This window comes from Micromonospora sp. A200, assembly GCF_029893845.1.
GTDB lineage: Bacteria > Actinomycetota > Actinomycetes > Mycobacteriales > Micromonosporaceae > Micromonospora > Micromonospora purpureochromogenes.
On the sequence record NZ_JARXXY010000028.1, the window covers coordinates 1 to 17,458 of the forward strand.

Here is a 17,458-nt window from a genome sequence, read left to right on the forward strand (position 1 = left end):
TTGCGCATGATCATGCTGATGACGACCGATCACACCACGGGCCGGCGACGTCGGCCCGATCGCCCAGCCGGTGACCGGCCTAACTGCACTCATTTACCACGGACAGCGCGTTCGAGACGACCGGATCTGCCGAAGAGCGTGCGGTTCCCCTGGGTGACGAAGCCGTGATCCGCGGAGGCGTGGGATCCGCCGCCCTCGGGGTGCCGCCCTTCGGACGGGCTCCCTCCAGGGCACCGAGCAGTCCCGTCGGTGGCTCGTGGTCTAGTACGGGGTACGCCGCTCCCGTCACCTCAGGGAGGTAGGAGCGGGAACGCCAGTCGATGGATCCGTGGTTGAGGAGGACTGCATGGGCACCCCGTCAGCAGACGTCGAGCAGTACTTGACCGACCTGCAGCACCCCCTCAAGGAGGGCGTACTGCAGCTCAGAGCCGCGATCCTGGCCTCCGACCTGGCCATCACCGAACATGTGAAGTGGAACGCTCCGAGCTTCTGCTACGGCGGCCAGGACCGGGTCACGTTCCGCCTTCAACCTCGTGGGCGGCTGCAGCTGATTTTCCACCGAGGAGCGAAGGTCCGCGCGGACACCGCCGGCTTCGTCTTCGAGGATCCCTCCGGGCTGATGACGTGGCTGGCACCCGATCGCGCCGTCATCGACTTCCCCGACCTCGGGGTCGTCACCACGCACCAGGCACAGGTCATCGCGCTGGTCGACCGTTGGGTGCTGGCCTGATGGCGGGCGACGGTGCGGGCAAGCCCCGGCAAGACTTCCCGCTAGTGCTCATGCCGCCGATTGTGCGCGCGGCGCTCGGCCGACGCGGTCACGCCGGATAGTCGTGTTGGCTAAGAGTGAGGTCGCCGTGGCGCGGTCACCAGCACAGAGAACATCACGTACCCAGGCCTATCCCTACCAAGATCAGGTGCACGGATCTGCCGCTGATGGACTACGTCGGGACGCTGCAGGGATCCCCGTAATTGATTCACTGGGGGCGCGCCGGCGGCGACTCGCGTAGGGCTGGGCTTTTCGACCGGCCATGGCCTAGTCGGTGAGGCCGGCACCCTGCCGGCCTGAGACACGTAGTACGGGGATGGTGTCGAGCTGATCTTGACGGAGGTTTGGTCTGATGATGCTGGGCGGTCGTTCTCGGTCGGGTGCGCAGGCCACCACCTCGTCCGGAGTGATTGCGAAGTCGACGCTGAAGTCATGGCCCGCGCGGGGTAGCTCCTCGTCAAGAAGTTGGGTCTGGTGGATCGTGGTGGCGATGGCGGTGTGCGTGGTGACGAGTCCAGCCTCGGTGAGGAGGGCGATCTCCAGGTCGGAGTAGCCGGCGCCCTTGCCGACCCGTACGCCGCCCCGCCGGCTGACAGCGACGCTGCCGCACACGATCAGGTCCACCGGTCGCATATCGTCGGGGCCGACTGTGGGGGCGATCTCCGGCGCGCCGGTGCTCGTGGCGGCAGTCTCAAACGGGACTGTCAGAACTGTCGGGTCGAGCAGGTAGAAGGGTTTGGGAGTGGCGAGTCGCGGTACCGCCATGTAAAGCAGCTTGCCCTCTTGAAGGGCGCGTACCCGGACGGGTAGTTGGGCGCGGTCGGGGTTGCACTTGATGACCCGCGCTTGCTTCCAGACATCCAACTCGGCGAGTCGGGCTGCGGCATCTTCCTTGCCGGTGAAGTCGGGGATGTGGCCGTGGACGCCGGGTGGGGCGGCGCCTTCGCGTTCGATTAGGTCCCAGACGTGTTGCCGGACGGCGTGCTTGGCCTGGTCGATGTCATCGACTTTGGTCACGTTGGTGCTCCTACGGGGCCATGAGGGTGAAGAGTCGGTCATCGACGTCCTGGACCAGGGGCTCGTCGCGCCAGGGGCGCAGTTGCCGGGCGGCGGCGAAGGCGAGGGTGAGGCCTCCGCCGGCGCGGGTTCTCTCGATGACGTCGACGGCCTGGTGCAGGTAGGAGGTGGCGGCCTCGACGTCGCGCTGGAGGATGTTGGCGAGAGCGAGGTTGCTGAGGATGACGGCGGTGGACTTGCGGCTCGTCGCGATCAGGTGTCGGGCGGTCTCCAATGCCGGGATGGCGGCGTCCGGTTTGCGTAGGAACAGCCAGCAGGACCCGGCGAGTCGCGCGTGATGGCTGGGGCAGAAGAGGGCGGCGGCTGGGTCGTCTGCGTCCATGGTGGCGAGGTGAGTTTCGGCGGCGGCGAGTGCGTTGGAGCAGTCGCGGGTCTGGCCGAGCATTGCGTGGGCCTCGGCGCGGTGCAGCTGGGCGAGGCCGGCGACGACGTGGCTGTCGCGGTGGCTGACGGCGGCGGCGTGTGTGGTCAGGGCGAGGCCGACGGTGGGTTGCCTGGTGCCGTAGAGGGCGAGGTAGCTCTTGCGGAGCAGCGCGTTGGCCTCGGTGACGACGTCGCGTGTTTCCCGGGCGGCGCTGATCGCCTGGTCGAAGTACGTGACGCTGGTGGCATGGTCGCGGCGCTGGGAAGCGTCCCAGACGAGTTGACCCATCAGCGTCGCGGACTCGGCGACGGCTGCCGCCAGTTCACGCCGAACCGGCCCGCTGCTGTTGCTCTGCAGGAAGGTCGCCTGACCGTGCAACTGCCCGGCCTCGGCGAGCAGGAGTGTCGAGGGCGTGTGGTCGTAGCGCTCGTCGAGGTGCCGCACGCGTTCCCGCAGGTACGCGACGGCGACCAGGTCGAGATGGCCGGGATGGCGCAGGACGTAGCCGAGGCGCTCGTCCGGCGGTGGCGGCGGCTGGCCGGTGTCGGTCAGGAGGTCGGCCAGTTCCTCGATCGACAGACTGAGGGCCGCGGCGAGGTGCGGTCGGTGCCAGGGCTGCGGGTCGGTTTCTGCCCGTTCCCACCGGACGACGGTGGAGCGGTCGACGCCGAGGGCTTCGGCGAGGCGTTCCTGGCTCAGACCGACTGCCTTGCGGCGCTGGGCCAGCCGGTGCCGGCGCTTGCCCGCCACGTGCCCGCTCCCTCCGCCGCCGGTCATTACGGATCCATTCATCCAGCTCACGCCCGTCGGCGCAATGGGGATGCGTCAGTTCTGCGCCGTTGCCGCGCTGGGAACCGGCTGCCCCCGGCGGTTGTCTGGACGCATGCGCGGCCACTCCAGGCCCGAACCAGCGAGCGGGGGTACGAGGTGAGCATCGGCAAGCGCGATCGCACTGGGACATTTGCCGAGAAGGTTGGTCTGGATCATCGGTTGCGATCGCCGCAGTGCACTCCCGCTCGCGTGTGGGTGACTCCCCGTTTGCGTGCCGCCATGAGGGCTGCGTGGGCGGGTGATCGGCGGTCTGCTCTCGACCGCCGCCGTGTGGCGGTGGGCTCGCCTTTCCCCCGGCGGGCCCACCGCTCGCTGGGACGAGTGCCGGTGGGGGAGCGGGCATGACGGTGTACGTCTCGCGTAACGCGACGACCGGTCGGCCGTGGCATCCGGGCCCGCCAGCACCTGCGGTTCCGCAGGCGCGGGTGGCGGATCCGCCGCTGCTCACCCACGTGTGGCGTCAACTGTTCGAGCAGCGGGCCCGAGAGAGCAACCGCCCATGACCGACGAGCAGCCGCGCCGCGTCCCAGCGCACCGCCTCACCTCCGGGCAGAGGGAGCACCTACCGCTGCGTCCGCTGTGGCTGTGCCGCACCTGTGGGCAGCCGTGGCCCTGCGGCCGCGCCAAGCTCAATCTCCTGGCCGAGTACGACGGCAGCCCGGTCAGCCTGTTCCTTTACCTGGCCGGCTGTCTCCACGACGCCATCGACGACCTGCACAAGCTCAATCCCACCATGACGGGTACCGCCGCCGATATGTTCGACCGGTTCCTCGGCTGGCCCGCCCGCCACACCCGGTCCTACCGGGTCACCACGACCGGCCTCGCGCAGGCCGAGGAGACAAGACCGTGAGCGGCATCGGTGTCATCAGCGCCGTAGGGCGGCCGGCGACCGCCGGTACGTTACTTACCCTCGTCGTGCAGCCCACCGCCTTCTGCAACCTGGACTGCACCTACTGCTACCTACCCGACCGGAGGTCCCGCCGCCTCATGACCATCCCGGTCGCGGAAGCGTGCGCCGCGTCGATCGAGCAGCTGAGCTGCGAGCGCACCCGCTGAGGGCTGGCCGGCGGCACGACCTCCGCTGTCCTCGTGACGGGGCGGCGAAACCGTCAGACAGCCGCCGATCATCAAGACAGGGGCGGCGGGCGAGGCTCGCTTCGTTACACCTGCTTGAGCCAGTTCCTGATGACAGTGAAGTCGCGGTCGGTCAGACCGTGACGGGGGTCGACCCGGTGAAGCAGGGCCGGGCCGTGGTGGTGGACGGACACCCACAGGCGATCGGCAGGGGAGATTTCGTCGTCGACCCAGACGAAGGGGCGCTCGTGCGCCCACTCGACCAGGCCGCGGGTCTTCCAGTGCAGCGCGCCGTCCTCGTCTGAGTCGGGCCAGTCCACTACCGGCAGGGCCGGTAGGTCGAGGAGCGGCGCGAGCACGTCGTTCGCGTCGGTCATCCACGTTGACGCCCACACGAGCTCACATTGGAGTGCCGACAGCAGGCGGCCGTGTTCCGGATTGACCCGGTGAAGCAGTGGATGGGCGTCGTCCGGTTGGGCCTGTGCTCCGGTCCGGCCGCGCGGCGTGTCCGGCGGCGCTGCCAGTGGCGTTCCGAACGGGATGAGGGTCCCGTCCACGTCGAGGAACAGCAGCGGCCGCTGCGCGGAGGCAGACATGCGCCGCAGGATAGCCCTCACCCCCGTAGCCGAGAGCCTTGACCGCGCTCCTGCCAGATCTTTACGGCTTGATGAGCTGGCGTCTTCTACCGGGCGTCGGCCATAGGCCGCTGACGGTTTCGACCAGGGTACGGCCCTCTGGACCGACGGGAGTCGTTCCACCTTCCGGGCCGGCAGCAGGCCGTGTTTCTGCGTGGGCTGCGCCGTCAGCGCCAAATCCCATTCTTGAACCAGAAGGAGTTTCCCTTGCTCTCGCCGACACCTTCGGCTGCCGCCGTAACCGGTGGCAGTGAAGACTTCCAGCTACACCCGCCACCGCTGGCGAGCGGGAGAGGCTGGCGGAGCGCAGCGACCCCCGGGACGAGTTCCTCCTGACTGAGGTACAGCGGTTGACGGCTACCGACGAGGCGTTGCGATTCGTCGACGACCTGGTCAAGGCGTCCTTCGGCCTGCCCGAGGCGCTCGCCCGGCTCGACGGTGGGCCGCCCGGCCGGGCCCTCGGCCGGCGAGAACTCACGGCGGAGGCGCTGGCGCTGGTCGGTGCCGTCACGCTGGGCGGGATCCTGCACCTGGATCCGGACGGCGTACCGATCGCCTTCGCCGGCTCGGCCGCTCCCTGGCATACGAACTGGCCCGCAACGGCGACTTCCCCGTCCGGTCGTCCGGGCCGGCGGCCTGGTCGTTCGCCGCGGACCTTGCCGCGCCCGTCGCTGAGCGTTGGTGGTGCGAGTACGGGGGGATCGCGCGATGGCCAGTCACGTGGTTGGGTTTCCGCGCATTTCATCTGGTTCCGCCGAGGCGTTCGGCTCGGCATGGCCCGCAGTTGTGTGCGGGGCAGCCGCGGTGGCGGCCGCAGGAAGCGCCAGCGCGTCGGGACGTTGTTGTCCGCGCCCGCGTTGGTTGTTGATGGTTCAAGGACGGTTTGCACGACGTGGACGTCGTGTCGTTGCGTCGTGTACGTCGCCCCGTTCGGTCGCGTGCGTCACCCCGGTCGGCGTCGCGGTCGATGTTGGCGTCGTGGTGGCGGTCGGACGCAGGTTCGGCGAGCTGGTGCGGGCGGCCGGAGCGCGGCTCGGGAAACGGATCCAGGGAGGCGGGGTGTTCGCGGAGGCGTTCCAGGGCGAGGTCCCAGACCACCGGGCGGCGGTCGGGCGGCATGAACGCGACGTGGCGTTGGTCGCCGCGTCGGATCAGGCCGCGGCGGGACAGTTCGGTCAGGTCTCGTTGTACCGACCGCACGGACTTGCGGGCATACAGCGCGAGACGTTCCTGTGAGGGGTACGCGCCGCGGCCGTTGGCGCCGGCGTGGTTGGCCAGGCCGATCAGCACGGCGAGGCATTGCGGGGGAACGTCGGGGGCGTCGTTGAGCGCCCATGAGACGGCTTCGATGCTCACGAGGAGGCTCCGAATCTCAAAGTTGGGGGGTGGCTACTTCTGAGCGGGAACCGTCGGCGGCCGTGGTCGGCCGCTGCGTGCCCGGTAACGGCAGGGAGCACGGGAGTCCCTGGCATCCGATCGCCGGCGCCCACCACGGGTGCCAGGCGTTCCCGCTCGCGGTCGGTCATAGGTCGTATCAACGGCCTCCGTGCAGTGGCTGGCTGATGATCAGATGGCACCCGACATCCCTTTCCGGCCCATCACCGAGGGCGCTCTCCGCGGCGACGATGGCCAGGGGGAGGAACGCGTCACGGGCCCTGCGGGGTGGGACGCGACGATGAACGCTCGACTTTCGGAATAGATCAAGTCGTTCTGACACGACCCGGCCACGGGGTGGGGAGTTCCTAACCGAGCCGAAGGACCATGGCGTCGAGACCCGGTGCTGCCTATGGGACCCGAACGGCCACCTGATCGAGCTTGGTCAGGCCACCGGGATCCTCGCCCAGATTGGTCGCGCCGCCTCCGCCTGAGCCTGAGGATCGGCGCCGCCGGCAGCCCTGGGGGGTTGTGCTGTCGGTACCCGGTGCCGAGATGCACGAGCCGGGCGAGGACCCGCCGGCGGAGTTGTCGAGGAAGGGCTCACAAACCGGTGCAGGCGGACCTGCGCCGCGCCTGGCAGCGGCTGAGCCGACCTCGCTGAACCCGCCGGCAGGCCCGATGCCAGGGGACCAGATCGGCGCTGCTGCTCATCCTGGCTCATGCCTCCCTGTGACCGGAGCCTGGCGAGGGGGTCGATGTCTACGAAAACCCACATTCCGCGTCTCGCCTGGGACGCGGCCTCGCCATCGTCGACGCCTCGGCCGACCCGGCACGCGTGGCATGGTTGGCCGACTGGCTTAATACCGACGCTGGCCAGCCGTACGGGCAGCTGCTGCTCGAGTGCCGCAACTGAACCGCCTCGGGTTTGGGCGTCGAGTGCCGCGGTGAGGTCGGCGGGCTCGGTGAGATCCTCGATGTGATCGAGGGCGCTCCAGGACCCGTCGGCCCTCACCGAGGCGACGGCGGCGAGGCCGGCCGGGTGCATGAGCCCGGCGGCGACCAATCGGCAGCGATGGCCGGGCTCTCGGGTTGCCGCGCGTCAGTCCGTTCTGGCGTCGCGTCTGCCTGCCGCGGTCGCCCTCCTCGCGGGTGGCTTGAATGGGATTTCACCAGTGATGCTCTGCTGTGGACCAGCGGGTCGGTGTTGAGGGCGGCGTCGGCGAGTTGGTGGATGGGCCAGTACAGGGTGAGGTGGCGGGCGGCGGCGGGGTGCGGCCGGTGGGTGTGGGGGAGCTTGTCGGGTGGGCTCGGGAAGTTGATGGCCTGCCTACTGGCTGGTGCCGCTGTCGCGTCAGGCTTGGCCCCAGGCCGGTCGCCCGATCAACCCGCCTGGGGTTGCCGCCCGATCAGCGGGTTTCCCGTGGACCAAACCGCGAGTTTGGTCGGGTTGAGGGTGATCAGAACCCGGGTGATCCCCTCGGTGGAGGCATCGATCGCGCACAGTGCGACGATGGATCCTGCCCGGCGGACGAGGACGGCTTCCTGCCCGTTGGACTCGACGAAGTCCAGCGAGACGACCGCGCCGAACTTTCTCATGAGGCCGGCGATGTAGCGGGCGACGTCGGCCCGGCCGGTGACTGGTACCCGCGCCGCGCTGACCATGCCGCCGCCGTCGGCGTAGGAGACGACGTCGTTCGCGAGCAGTTTTTCCAGCTGACCAAGATCACCGGAGCGTGCGGCGGTGAGGAAGGCGTGGAGCAGCCGGCCGTGCTCGGCGGGGGCGACCGGCGCGTGCCGTTCTTCGGCGAGGTGCGTGCGCGCCCGGCGCCCGAGCTGCCGCGCGTTCGCCTCGGTGATGTCGAGGACTTCGGCGATCTGCCGGAAGGGGTAGTCGAAGGCCTCGTGTAGCACGTACACGGCGCGCTCGTGCGGAGTCAGTCGTTGCAGGAGGAGGAGCAAGGCAAGTCCGAGAGCTTCGCCCTGCTCGGCTCGGGTTGCCGGGTCGACCGACGTCTGGGCCGGCTCGGGCAGCCATGGGCCGACGTAGGTCTCTCGCCGGGCGCGTGCCGATGTCGCCGCGTTCAGGGCGAGCCTGGTCGTTGCGGTGACGAGGAATGCTGTGGGGTCCCGTACCGCGCTGCGGTCCGTGCGCTGCCACCGTAGCCACGTGTCTTGGACGATGTCCTCGGCGTCGTGAACGCTGCCCAGCATCCGGTAGGCGATGCCGAACAGCCGGGGCCGGACCGCGTCGAAGGTCCGCACGGCATCCATCGGGACCTCGCGGTGGGACATGCCGTCTCTTTCCTCCCGTTGGTAGCCGCCTGTTGCTGTGTTGCCGAGGTCTTTGTCCACCTGGTTTCAGCTTGCCGGGTGCCGCGTCTGGTGCCGGCATACCCGTTCCGTGATTCGAATCGCTGGCCGTGTCAGCGCGGGCGGCCGGTCGCGCTAAGCCCGGGCGAGGCGTGTCACGGCCTCAGCCTGCCGGTTCGGTGCGGTGGTAGGTCGGCCCCCTGCCGGGCGAGGGCAGCCGGAGAGACGACGGGGCGCTGGTCGCGGGTCGGTTGTCACGATTGCCTGCCTCACCTGGTCCTTGGTGGTGGATCGGCGAGACAGCTCGCCGACGAAACCGGAAGCCGCGGGACGAAGCACCGGTTCCGTGCCGATTCCTCGAGGTGTGGTGAAACGGAGGGTGTCGTGACTTCATCGTTCAGCCGGTTCGCCGTCTCGCGGGCGCCTGACTCGCCGGGCGGGCCTCCGAGGAGATGCTGCCGGCACTGACCTGACCGCATTCCTGGCCCGGTACGGCGACGCCCAGGAGGCGGGCGGCTGCGGGCCTTGCTGCTTCCCAGTCACTTCGCTGGTAGCTGCGGCCGGAGCATCCCCGGCAGGCAGCTTTCCTGTCTCACCGTGTCGACCTCCCGCCCTGCGGACGAGAGGTCCGGAACCGTCGGAAGGCGGCCACCATGACTGACATCGGGCGAAACAACCCAAGCGCACTCGATCAGATCCCGGACCGCGACCCCGAGGAGACCGCCGAGTGGGCGGCCTCTCTCGACGCCGTCACCGCCGCGGCCGGGCCGCAGCGCGCCTCGTACCTCCTGCGCCGCACTCTCGAACACGCTGAGGGCGTCGGCCTTGCGCTGCCGAAGCTGCTCGAGACCGAATACATCAACACCATCCCGACCGCCGCCGAGCCGGAGTTCCCCGGTGATGAGGTGATGGAACGGCGCATCACCGCGTGGAACCGCTGGAACGCCGCCGCGATGGTGACCCGCGGCAGCCGCTATGGCCTGGGCGGTCACATCGCTACCTACGCCTCCGCCGCCTGGCTCTACGAGACCGGCTTCCAGCACTTCTTCTGCGGTAAGGAGGCCGACGGCTCCGGCGACCAGCTCTACCTCCAGGGCCATGCCGCCCCCGGCATCTACGCCCGCGCCTTCCTCGACGGTCGGCTCACCGAGGGCCATCTTGATCGGTTCCGGCAGGAGGCGGGCGGCGACGGCCTTCCCTCCTACCCGCACCCGCGCCGGCTGCCGTGGCTGTGGGAGTTCCCCACCGTGTCGATGGGCCTGGGCCCGCTGTCGGCGATCTACCAGGCGCGGTTCAACCGCTACCTGCAGCACCGTGGCATCAAGGACACCTCAGCCTCGCGGGTGTGGGCGTTCCTCGGCGACGGCGAGATGGACGAGCCTGAGTCGACCGCCGCGCTCGCTCTTGCCGGTCGCGAAGGCCTGGACAATCTCACCTTCGTGGTCAACTGCAATTTGCAGCGGCTCGACGGGCCGGTGCGCTCCAACTTCAAGATCGTTCAGGAGTTGGAGGCGCGGTTCCGCGCGGCGGGCTGGAACGTCGTCAAGTCGCTGTGGGGCTCGGCCTGGGACGACCTGTTCGCGCTCGACACCACGGGCGCGCTCGTCCGCCGGCTGCGCGAGGTCCCCGACGGGCAGTTCCAGACGTACGCGGCCCGGGATGTCGGCTACATCCGCGAGCACTTCTTCGGCGCCGACCCGGCGCTCGTCGAGATGGCGAAGGTGCTGACCGACGCGAAGATCGCCGAGTGCTTCCACGCCTCGCGGGCGGGCCACGAACCCCGCAAGGTGTACGCCGCCTATCGGGCCGCCGTCGAGCACCGGGGCGCGCCGACCGTGATCCTCGCCCAGACGGTCAAGGGCTACACGCTCGGCCCCGCCTTCGAGTCGCGCAACGCCAACCACCAGATGAAGAAGCTGACCGGCGACGAGTTCCGCGCGCTGCGCGACCTCCTCGAACTTCCCATCCCCGACAGCAAGCTCACCGGTGGGGTGGTGCCGTACGTCCACCCCGGCGCTGATTCGCCGGAGGTCCGTTACCTCCACGAGCGCAGGGCCGCGCTGGGCGGGCCCGCCCCGGCTCGCCGGGTCCACCCGGTGGTGCTGCCCGCGCCGTCCGCCAAGCCCTTCGAAGCGTTGGCCAAGGGGTCCGGTAGTCAGGAGATCGCGACGACCATGGCCTTCGTCCGCCTGGTCAAGGACCTGATGCGGGACCCGGAGACCGGCCGGCGTTGGGTGCCGATCGTTCCGGACGAGGCGCGTACCTTCGGCATGGAGTCGCTCTTTCCCACCGCCGGGATCTACTCGCCGCACGGCCAGACCTACGACCCGGTCGACCGCGACACGCTCCTGTACTACAAGGAGGCCACGAGCGGCCAGATCCTCAACGAGGGCATCACCGAGGCCGGTTCGATGGCTGACTTCACGGCCGCCGCCACGTCGTACGCCACGCACGGCGAGCCGATAATCCCCTTCTACATCTTCTACTCGATGTTCGGCTGGCAGCGGACGGCCGACCAGATGTGGGCGCTCGCCGACCAGCTCGGCCGTGGCTTCCTCATCGGTGCCACCGCCGGCCGTACGACGATGACCGGCGAGGGCCTGCAACACGCCGACGGCCACTCCCACCTGATCGCCTCCACCAACCCGGCGGCGATCGCCTACGACCCGGCCTTCGCGTACGAGGTCGCCGTGATCGTCCGCGACGGGCTGCGCCGGATGTACGGCCCGGACGCCGAGGACGTCTTCTACTACCTCACGGTCTACAACGAGGCGAAGGTCCAGCCGCCCATGCCGTCCGGCGCCGACATCGAGGAGGGCATCCTCAAGGGCCTCTACCGGTACCAGGAAGCCAATGCCACGGAGTTGGCGGCGGATGCCCCGCGCCTGCAGCTTCTCGCCTCCGGCACCGCGATCCACTGGGCCCTGGAGGCCCAGCGGCTCCTCGCCGGCGACTGGGGTGTGGCGGCCGACGTGTGGTCGGCCACCTCCTGGAGCGAGCTGCGCCGCGACGCTCTGGACTGTGACGCGGCGCAGCTCGAGGGTGAGGACCGGATCCCTTACGTGACCCGGGTGCTGAACGGCGCTCCCGGCCCGGTGCTCGCCGTCAGCGACTGGATGCGGGCGGTTCCGGACCAGATCAGCCAGTGGGTGCCGCAGGACTGGCACTCGATCGGCACGGACGGCTTCGGCCTCTCCGACACCCGTGCGGCAGTCCGTCGCCACTTCGGGGTCGACCCGCAGTCGGTCGTGGTCGCGGCGCTGGCAGCCCTGGCCCGGCGCGGCGAGGTCAAGCCCGAGACCGTTCAGGAGGCCCGCAAGCGCTACGGGATCGCCTGAAGGCACTCCTGCCTCGTCGTGATCGGGCCCATGGTGATCAGGCGGCGGGTACGGTGAACGTCGTGGAGGATCTCGGCGCGAAGGTCTCGTATCTCGCGCTCCCCGTCGGCACCCGGGTCTACGACGTCGACTCCGCACCCGTCGGCGTGGTCGAGCACGTGCTGACCGACGAACCGAAGGACATCTTCCACGGCATCATCGTGGCACCGGCGGGGCCGGACCAGTCCCACCGCTTCGCCCACCGGGACCAGATCGCCGACCTGTACGAGCGGGGGGTCGTGCTGTCGGTACCCGGTGCCGAGATGCACGAGCCGGGCGAGGACCCGCCGGCCGGAGTGGTCGAGGAAGCGGCTCACAAACCGGTGCAGGCTGACCTGCGCCGCGCCTGGCAGCGGCTGAGCCGACCCCGCTGACGCCAGCAGGCCCGATGCCAGCGGGCCAGATCGGCGCTGCTCAGTGGCAGTTGAGGCCGATATCCCGTAGCGCGCGCTGGTGATTCGCCCGATGGGGATGAGGCAGGGTCACCCCCCGTCCCAGGAGGCTGTCGAGGTACCAGCTCGCTCGGCACCCGAGAGGTGAAGGTGCCATCGCGGCGCATTGAGGTCAGGGGCTCGTAACTGGCGGTTCGACGGCGATCGGGCCGGAGAGGGGAATCAGGTGGAGTACCAGGATTTCATCAACGCAGTTGCCACGCGGGCAAAGGTGTCGACCGATCTGGCGGCGACACTCAGCGCCGCGACGTTGGAGACGTTGGCAGATCGGATCAGCGCCGGCCAGGCTGAGGATCTTGCCTATCAGCTTCCCGAAGGGCTTGACGACCACCTGCGCAAACCGCCGCCGCATCGAAGGGAGGAACATGCCAAGTCATATGATCTCGACCATTTCGTGCGGCGGGTGGCGGACCACCCGGCCATCGATCGTGCGCTCGCCGGTGCCGGGGTCGGCGCGGTGCTCACCACGCTCCGTGAGGCTGTTTCCCGTGACGAGTTCGAGGACGCGATGGCCCAGCTTCCGAAGGAGTTCCGGCAGATGATCGAACCGGTGGGTGCCGGTGGCGGGCAGCGCCGCGGCTCGTAGCACGCACAGTTGAGGCAGGAGCAGGTGCGCCCGCAGCCGGTCGGGGCGCGCGCCGGCGCGGAACGGCGCCCGCAGGTGGACGCACGAGACAGAAGCACTGTCGACGGACGCCGTGACGCACCCCGACTGGTTTGGAAGGAGAACGTGTGAACTACGCCGAGTTTCTCGAAGCGGTGGGGAAGCGGGCCGGAATGCCGGCGGCGGAGGCGACGAACGTCGTCGGCGCCACGCTGACGACCTTGGCGGAACGGGTCAGTGGCGGCGAGGCGCGGCACCTGGCGACGCAGCTCCCCGAGGAGGTGCGAGGGTACCTGCACAAGAACGTGGACTTCGCCGAACAGCTCGACCTCGTGGAGTTCCTGAATGAGGTGGGGGTCCGCGCGGGAACGGATGGCGACCGGTCCGCTGAGGTTGCCCGCGCCGTGTTGACGACGCTGCGCGAGGCGGTGAGCGCCGAAGACCTCAAGGGCCTGGAATCCGAGCTGCCGAAGGACATCCGGCGGCTGCTTCATCCGTTGGACCGCGGCATCGGGGGCTGAACCGAGCCACGTCCTGGCCCGGTCCGGGTACGGTGCGCGGGTGGAGGTTGGATTCGCCCCGCCCGTCTCCGGCTCGTGGGCCACCCCGGAGAACATGGTCCACGTCGCCCGCCGCGCCGAGCAGCTCGGATACCACTCGCTCTGGGCGTTCCAGCGGCTCCTGGTCCCCGCCGACCTTGGCTGGAGCGAGGCCTACCACAGCGTCCAGGACCCGGTGACCACGCTGGCGTTCCTGGCGGCCCACACCACGAGGGTCCGGCTCGGCGTGGCGGTGCTCAACATGCCGTTCATCTCTCCGGTGCTGCTGGCCAAGCAGACCGCGACTCTCGACATCCTCGCCGGCGGGCGGCTCGACGTGGGACTCGGCCTCGGCTGGGCGGACGAGGAATACCAGGCGACGGGGGTGAGCAAGCATCGGCGGGGCCACCGGGCCGAGGAGTTCCTCGCCGTTCTCCGCGCTCTCTGGCAGGACGACGTCGCCGCGCATCGCGGCGAGTTCTACCAGGTCCCGCCGACGCGCCTGGAGCCGAAGCCGGTGCAGCGGCCACACCCGCCGATTCTGCTCGGCGGCCAGGCGCCCGCCGCGCTGCGCCGGGCCGGCCGGCTCGCCGACGGCTGGGTCAGTGGCAGCCAGGCGGACCTGACGGGCATCGGCGAGGCGGTCGCGACCGTCAAGGCCGCCGCTGCGGAGGCCGGCCGCGATCCCCTCACGCTGCGATTCGTCTGCCGCGGCGCGGTCCGGGTACGGCCGGCGGGCCCGTCCGAGCGCGAGCCGCTCACCGGCACGCTCGACCAGATCCGCTCGGATCTCGGCAGACTCGCCGAAACCGGTATCACGGAAGTGTTCGTCGACCTCAACTTCGATCCGGAGATCGGCTCACCCCGCGCCGACGCGCAGGCGTCGCTGCGCCGGGCCGACGAGGTGCTCGACGCCTTGGCTCCGACCCGCTGACACCCCCGGACCGGCGCTCACCCGGCCGGGTCGGCTGCCGCGTCCGTCGCGGACCACGCCGACCAGCCGGTCACCGCTACCGCGATCACCGGCCCGGCTGGTGGCCGCTTGAGGTACTGCGGGTACTTGTCGGCCAGTGCCGCGCGGGCCGCGGCCTCCTCCGCGCGGTCCTCCACCAGCCGGCCGTGCCCGTCCAGGCGGACCCACCACAGCCGCGACCAGTCCTCGTCGTACTCGTCGACCAGCAGGCAGGCGTGCCCCGTCGCCTGGATGTTCTCCAGCCGGCGCAGCCGCCGGTGACGCTTGGGCTTCTGGTCCACCGCGTGGTAGACGACATCGTAGAGCAGCACGAAGCACACGGGCACCAGGTGGGGACGCCCATCCGCGCCGACGGTGGTCAGCCGGGCCACCCGGGCCGACCCGACCCGGTGCCGGATGTCGTCGGCGGGCACAGGCCCGACGGTAACAGCCGACACCCGTCATGGTGACTCGTTGTGGCCGTGGGTGTGCCGGCGCCGCAGGCGGGTACGCCCTGCCGACCTGACCCCGGGGAGGCGTGATGGCGAGCGAGGCGCCCGACTACTTCCAGCCCGAGGGTGGGCTGGTGCTCACGCACCTGCTGATCGTGCGGGATGTGGACCGTTCCCGGGAGTTCTACCGGCGGGTGCTGGGGGCGACGGTGGTGCGGGAACGCCGGCCGGCGATCCTGCGGCTCCACAACAGCTACATCGTGATCAACGACGAGGGTGGTCCGACCGACGACAAGCCGGGGGTACGAGCACAGGCGCCGTCGGATTCGAACACGCTCAGCAGCGCGATGAACGTCCGGGTCACCGACGTCCGAGCGGTCTACGAGCAGTGGCGGTCACGGGGTGGGGAGTTCCTGACCGAGCCCAAGGATCATGGCGTCGAAACGCGGTGCTACCTGCGCGACCCGGACGGCTACCTGATCGAACTCGGTCAGGGCACCGGGATCCTCGCCGAGATGGGTCGCGCCGCCTCCGCCTGAGCGACTGACACATGCTGGGAACCCAGCCCGGGGCAGCCACGTCGTAGGGGGCATGACGGGTAGCAGCACCCACGTACCCCAGCCAATGGCCGCCACCGGCGTCCCCCGAGTCATGACGCCGGCTCGCGTCATGGGACTGGCCCTGGTCGCCGGCCTGGCGCTGGTCACCGGCTGTACGGCGGAGCCGGCCCCCGTGCCGCCACGGGACCGGGGAGTGCCGGCCGGCGGGTTCCAGCTCGTCGCGTTCGACTCCTGCCCAGAGGCGCTGCGCCAGCTGAAGACGGCCGCCAGGGCGTACGTCGGGCCCTGGGGGTTCGGGCCGAGCGGGGACATCCGTACCTTCGGCCGTGCCGAACAGGCTGAGGCGCCCGCCGCAGCGGGGCGGGCGGATGCGGCGGCCAAGGCTGCCGCCCCCGGCTACTCGGGCACCAACACGCACGAGGCCGGGGCCGATGAACCGGACCTGGTCAAGACCGACGGCAAGCGGATTGTCACCGTGAGCCGAGGCAAGCTGTACGTGGTCGACCCGGCCACCCGCCGGCTGACCGGAGAGCTGGAACTGGCACCGGGCGCCGATGGGTACGGCGGGGGCGAGGACGCCCTGCTGCTGCACGGTGACCGGGCGCTGGTGCTGCGCCGCGACGGGTGGGCCGGGATGGCGAAACCGGCCGTCCCCGAGGGAGGCGCGCCGGCCGACGCCCCGATGCCGGACAGCATCGTCGGGCCCCAGCTGATCATGGTCGACCTGTCCGGCGCGCCGAAGATCATCGGCGAGTACCGGATCGACGGCAGTCTGGTGGACGCCCGCCAGGTGGGCACGACGGTCCGGGTCGTGGTCCGCTCCGCGCCCCGGCTGAACTTCCCGTACCGGGAACGGGCCACCGATGGGCAGCGCACCACCGCCAACCGCGAGATCATCGACAACGCCACCGCCGACGACTGGCTGCCCCGGTACGAGGTCACCTCCGGCGGGCGAACCAGCGCGGGACGCATCGGCTGCGAACGGGTGAGCCGGCCGGCCGCCTACTCCGGCACGTCGCTGGTGACCGTGCTCAGCTTCGACCTCGGTGCGGCCACGCTCGGCGCCGGCGACCCGGTCACCGTGATCGCCGACGGCGACACCGTCTACAGCAACGGACCCCGGCTGTACGTCGCCAACGACCAGCGCTGGCGGGTGCTGCCGATGCTGACCGCGCGGAACATCGCCCCCGATCCCAAAGACGAGACCACCGAGATCTATCAGTTCGACACCACGGGCGCGGGTGCCCCGCGGTACGTCGCCACCGCGTCCGTACCGGGCTGGCTCATCAACCAGTACGCCATGTCGGAGTGGGACGGGCACCTGAGAGTGGCCACCACCAGTGGCCGTACCTGGGGCGACAAGCCGAACTCGACGTCCGGCGTGTACGTCCTGCGCGCCGACGGCACGGCGCTGACCCAGGTCGGCAAGGTCACCGGACTGGGCAAGGGGGAACGGATCTACGCGGTACGGTTCGTCGGCGGCACCGGGTACGTCGTCACCTTCCGGCAGACCGACCCGCTCTACACCGTCGATCTGCGTGATCCGAAGGCGCCGAAGGTGAGCGGCGAACTGAAGATCAACGGGTATTCGGCGTACCTGCACCCGGCCGGCGACGGACGGCTGCTCGGTGTCGGGCAGGAGGCGTCCGACCGGGGCCGGGTACAGGGCACCCAGCTCTCGCTCTTCGACGTCGCCGATCCGGCCAAGCCGACCCGGATCGCCCAGTATCACGTCAAGCAGGGGCACTCCGAGGCGGAGTTCGACCCGCACGCGTTCCTCTACTGGCCGGCCGAACGCCTGGTCGTGGTCCCGTTGACCGTCCACGGCACGGGCGCCGTGAGCAAGCCTGGCAGCCCAGGCCTGCCGAGCAACGTGGCGCTGGCTCTGCGAGTCGGCGACGGCGGGTTCACCGACGTCGGGACGGTCGACCACATGCTGGGCACGCGCCGCGGCGAGGATCCGGCGCCGATCCGCCGGTCACTGGTGGTCGACGGAGTCCTCTGGACCGTTTCTGACGCTGGCGTGAAGGCGACCAGCCTCTCCACCATGAAGACACTCGGCTGGCTGCGTACAGCGTGACCCGC

The 17,458-nt window shown here is 70.0% G+C and carries 17 protein-coding genes and 1 pseudogene; 11 read left to right on the forward strand and 7 right to left on the reverse strand.

Annotation, left to right across the window (positions count from 1 at the left end):
* Positions 1 to 346 precede the first annotated feature (346 nt).
* The gene (locus M2302_RS24040; RefSeq protein WP_280840107.1) at positions 347 to 730 is read left to right on the forward strand and encodes a DUF1801 domain-containing protein; all 384 of its coding nucleotides are present in this window, start codon (positions 347 to 349) and stop codon (positions 728 to 730) included.
* Positions 731 to 1,036: 306 nt separating this feature from the next.
* Here M2302_RS24040 and M2302_RS24045 read toward each other — a convergent pair whose 3' ends face one another.
* Both M2302_RS24045 and M2302_RS24050 read right to left on the reverse strand, forming a co-directional pair.
* Positions 1,037 to 1,786, reverse strand: coding sequence for a 5-formyltetrahydrofolate cyclo-ligase (locus M2302_RS24045; protein ID WP_280840108.1), 750 nt, complete (start codon positions 1,784 to 1,786; stop codon positions 1,037 to 1,039).
* A gap of 10 nt (positions 1,787 to 1,796) precedes the next feature.
* The gene (locus M2302_RS24050; RefSeq protein WP_280840109.1) at positions 1,797 to 2,960 is read right to left on the reverse strand and encodes a helix-turn-helix transcriptional regulator; all 1,164 of its coding nucleotides are present in this window, start codon (positions 2,958 to 2,960) and stop codon (positions 1,797 to 1,799) included.
* Positions 2,961 to 3,382: 422 nt separating this feature from the next.
* Between M2302_RS24050 and amcA the strand changes: the two genes are divergently transcribed.
* From amcA to M2302_RS24060, 3 genes and pseudogenes are all read left to right on the forward strand, one after another.
* On the forward strand, positions 3,383 to 3,544 hold the full coding sequence (gene amcA / locus M2302_RS33180; protein WP_348529445.1) for a multiple cyclophane-containing RiPP AmcA: 162 nt from the start codon (positions 3,383 to 3,385) through the stop codon (positions 3,542 to 3,544).
* The gene (locus tag M2302_RS24055) at positions 3,541 to 3,891 is read left to right on the forward strand and encodes a hypothetical protein (RefSeq protein WP_280840110.1); all 351 of its coding nucleotides are present in this window, start codon (positions 3,541 to 3,543) and stop codon (positions 3,889 to 3,891) included. The genes amcA and M2302_RS24055 overlap by 4 nt, the downstream gene beginning before the upstream one ends.
* Positions 3,888 to 4,073 (forward strand): annotated as a pseudogene (locus M2302_RS24060) (radical SAM protein); the annotation flags it as partial. The gene M2302_RS24055 and the pseudogene M2302_RS24060, both read left to right, overlap by 4 nt.
* Positions 4,074 to 4,201: 128 nt before the next feature.
* Here M2302_RS24060 and M2302_RS24065 read toward each other — a convergent pair.
* From M2302_RS24065 to M2302_RS24080, 4 genes are all read right to left on the reverse strand, one after another.
* On the reverse strand, positions 4,202 to 4,711 hold the full coding sequence (locus tag M2302_RS24065; protein ID WP_280840111.1) for an HAD domain-containing protein: 510 nt from the start codon (positions 4,709 to 4,711) through the stop codon (positions 4,202 to 4,204).
* A gap of 206 nt (positions 4,712 to 4,917) precedes the next feature.
* A complete protein-coding gene (locus tag M2302_RS24070; protein WP_280840112.1) occupies positions 4,918 to 5,280 on the reverse strand; it encodes a hypothetical protein in 363 nt (120 codons plus the stop codon).
* 211 nt (positions 5,281 to 5,491) lie between these two features.
* A complete protein-coding gene (locus tag M2302_RS24075; protein WP_280840113.1) occupies positions 5,492 to 6,106 on the reverse strand; it encodes a helix-turn-helix domain-containing protein in 615 nt (204 codons plus the stop codon).
* Positions 6,107 to 7,507: 1,401 nt separating this feature from the next.
* Positions 7,508 to 8,479 (reverse strand): RNA polymerase sigma-70 factor, encoded by a 972-nt coding sequence (locus tag M2302_RS24080; protein WP_280840114.1) that lies wholly within the window; start codon positions 8,477 to 8,479, stop codon positions 7,508 to 7,510.
* A gap of 611 nt (positions 8,480 to 9,090) precedes the next feature.
* Here M2302_RS24080 and aceE point away from each other — a divergent pair.
* From aceE to M2302_RS24105, 5 genes are all read left to right on the forward strand, one after another.
* Entirely contained in the window at positions 9,091 to 11,775 is a 2,685-nt protein-coding gene (aceE, locus tag M2302_RS24085; RefSeq protein WP_280840115.1) for a pyruvate dehydrogenase (acetyl-transferring), homodimeric type, read from the forward strand.
* Between the two features lie 62 nt (positions 11,776 to 11,837).
* A complete protein-coding gene (locus M2302_RS24090; protein ID WP_280840116.1) occupies positions 11,838 to 12,188 on the forward strand; it encodes a PRC-barrel domain-containing protein in 351 nt (116 codons plus the stop codon).
* 244 nt (positions 12,189 to 12,432) lie between these two features.
* Positions 12,433 to 12,852: a DUF2267 domain-containing protein gene (locus tag M2302_RS24095; RefSeq protein ID WP_280840117.1), complete on the forward strand. Its 420-nt coding sequence runs from the start codon at positions 12,433 to 12,435 to the stop codon at positions 12,850 to 12,852.
* A gap of 146 nt (positions 12,853 to 12,998) precedes the next feature.
* Positions 12,999 to 13,391 carry a DUF2267 domain-containing protein gene (locus tag M2302_RS24100; protein WP_280840118.1) on the forward strand — a complete coding sequence of 131 codons (393 nt, stop codon included), beginning with the start codon at positions 12,999 to 13,001 and terminating at the stop codon, positions 13,389 to 13,391.
* Positions 13,392 to 13,431: 40 nt separating this feature from the next.
* Complete coding sequence (locus tag M2302_RS24105; RefSeq protein ID WP_280840119.1) at positions 13,432 to 14,343, forward strand: TIGR03619 family F420-dependent LLM class oxidoreductase; 912 nt, start codon at positions 13,432 to 13,434, stop codon at positions 14,341 to 14,343.
* Between the two features lie 17 nt (positions 14,344 to 14,360).
* Here M2302_RS24105 and M2302_RS24110 read toward each other — a convergent pair whose 3' ends face one another.
* Positions 14,361 to 14,795: a TIGR03668 family PPOX class F420-dependent oxidoreductase gene (locus M2302_RS24110; protein ID WP_280840120.1), complete on the reverse strand. Its 435-nt coding sequence runs from the start codon at positions 14,793 to 14,795 to the stop codon at positions 14,361 to 14,363.
* 107 nt (positions 14,796 to 14,902) lie between these two features.
* Between M2302_RS24110 and M2302_RS24115 the strand changes: the two genes are divergently transcribed.
* Together M2302_RS24115 and M2302_RS24120 are read left to right on the forward strand one after the other, a co-directional pair.
* The gene (locus M2302_RS24115) at positions 14,903 to 15,352 is read left to right on the forward strand and encodes a VOC family protein (protein ID WP_280840121.1); all 450 of its coding nucleotides are present in this window, start codon (positions 14,903 to 14,905) and stop codon (positions 15,350 to 15,352) included.
* A gap of 130 nt (positions 15,353 to 15,482) precedes the next feature.
* A complete protein-coding gene (locus M2302_RS24120) occupies positions 15,483 to 17,453 on the forward strand; it encodes a beta-propeller domain-containing protein (RefSeq protein ID WP_280840122.1) in 1,971 nt (656 codons plus the stop codon).
* The last annotated feature ends 5 nt before the right edge of the window (positions 17,454 to 17,458 follow it).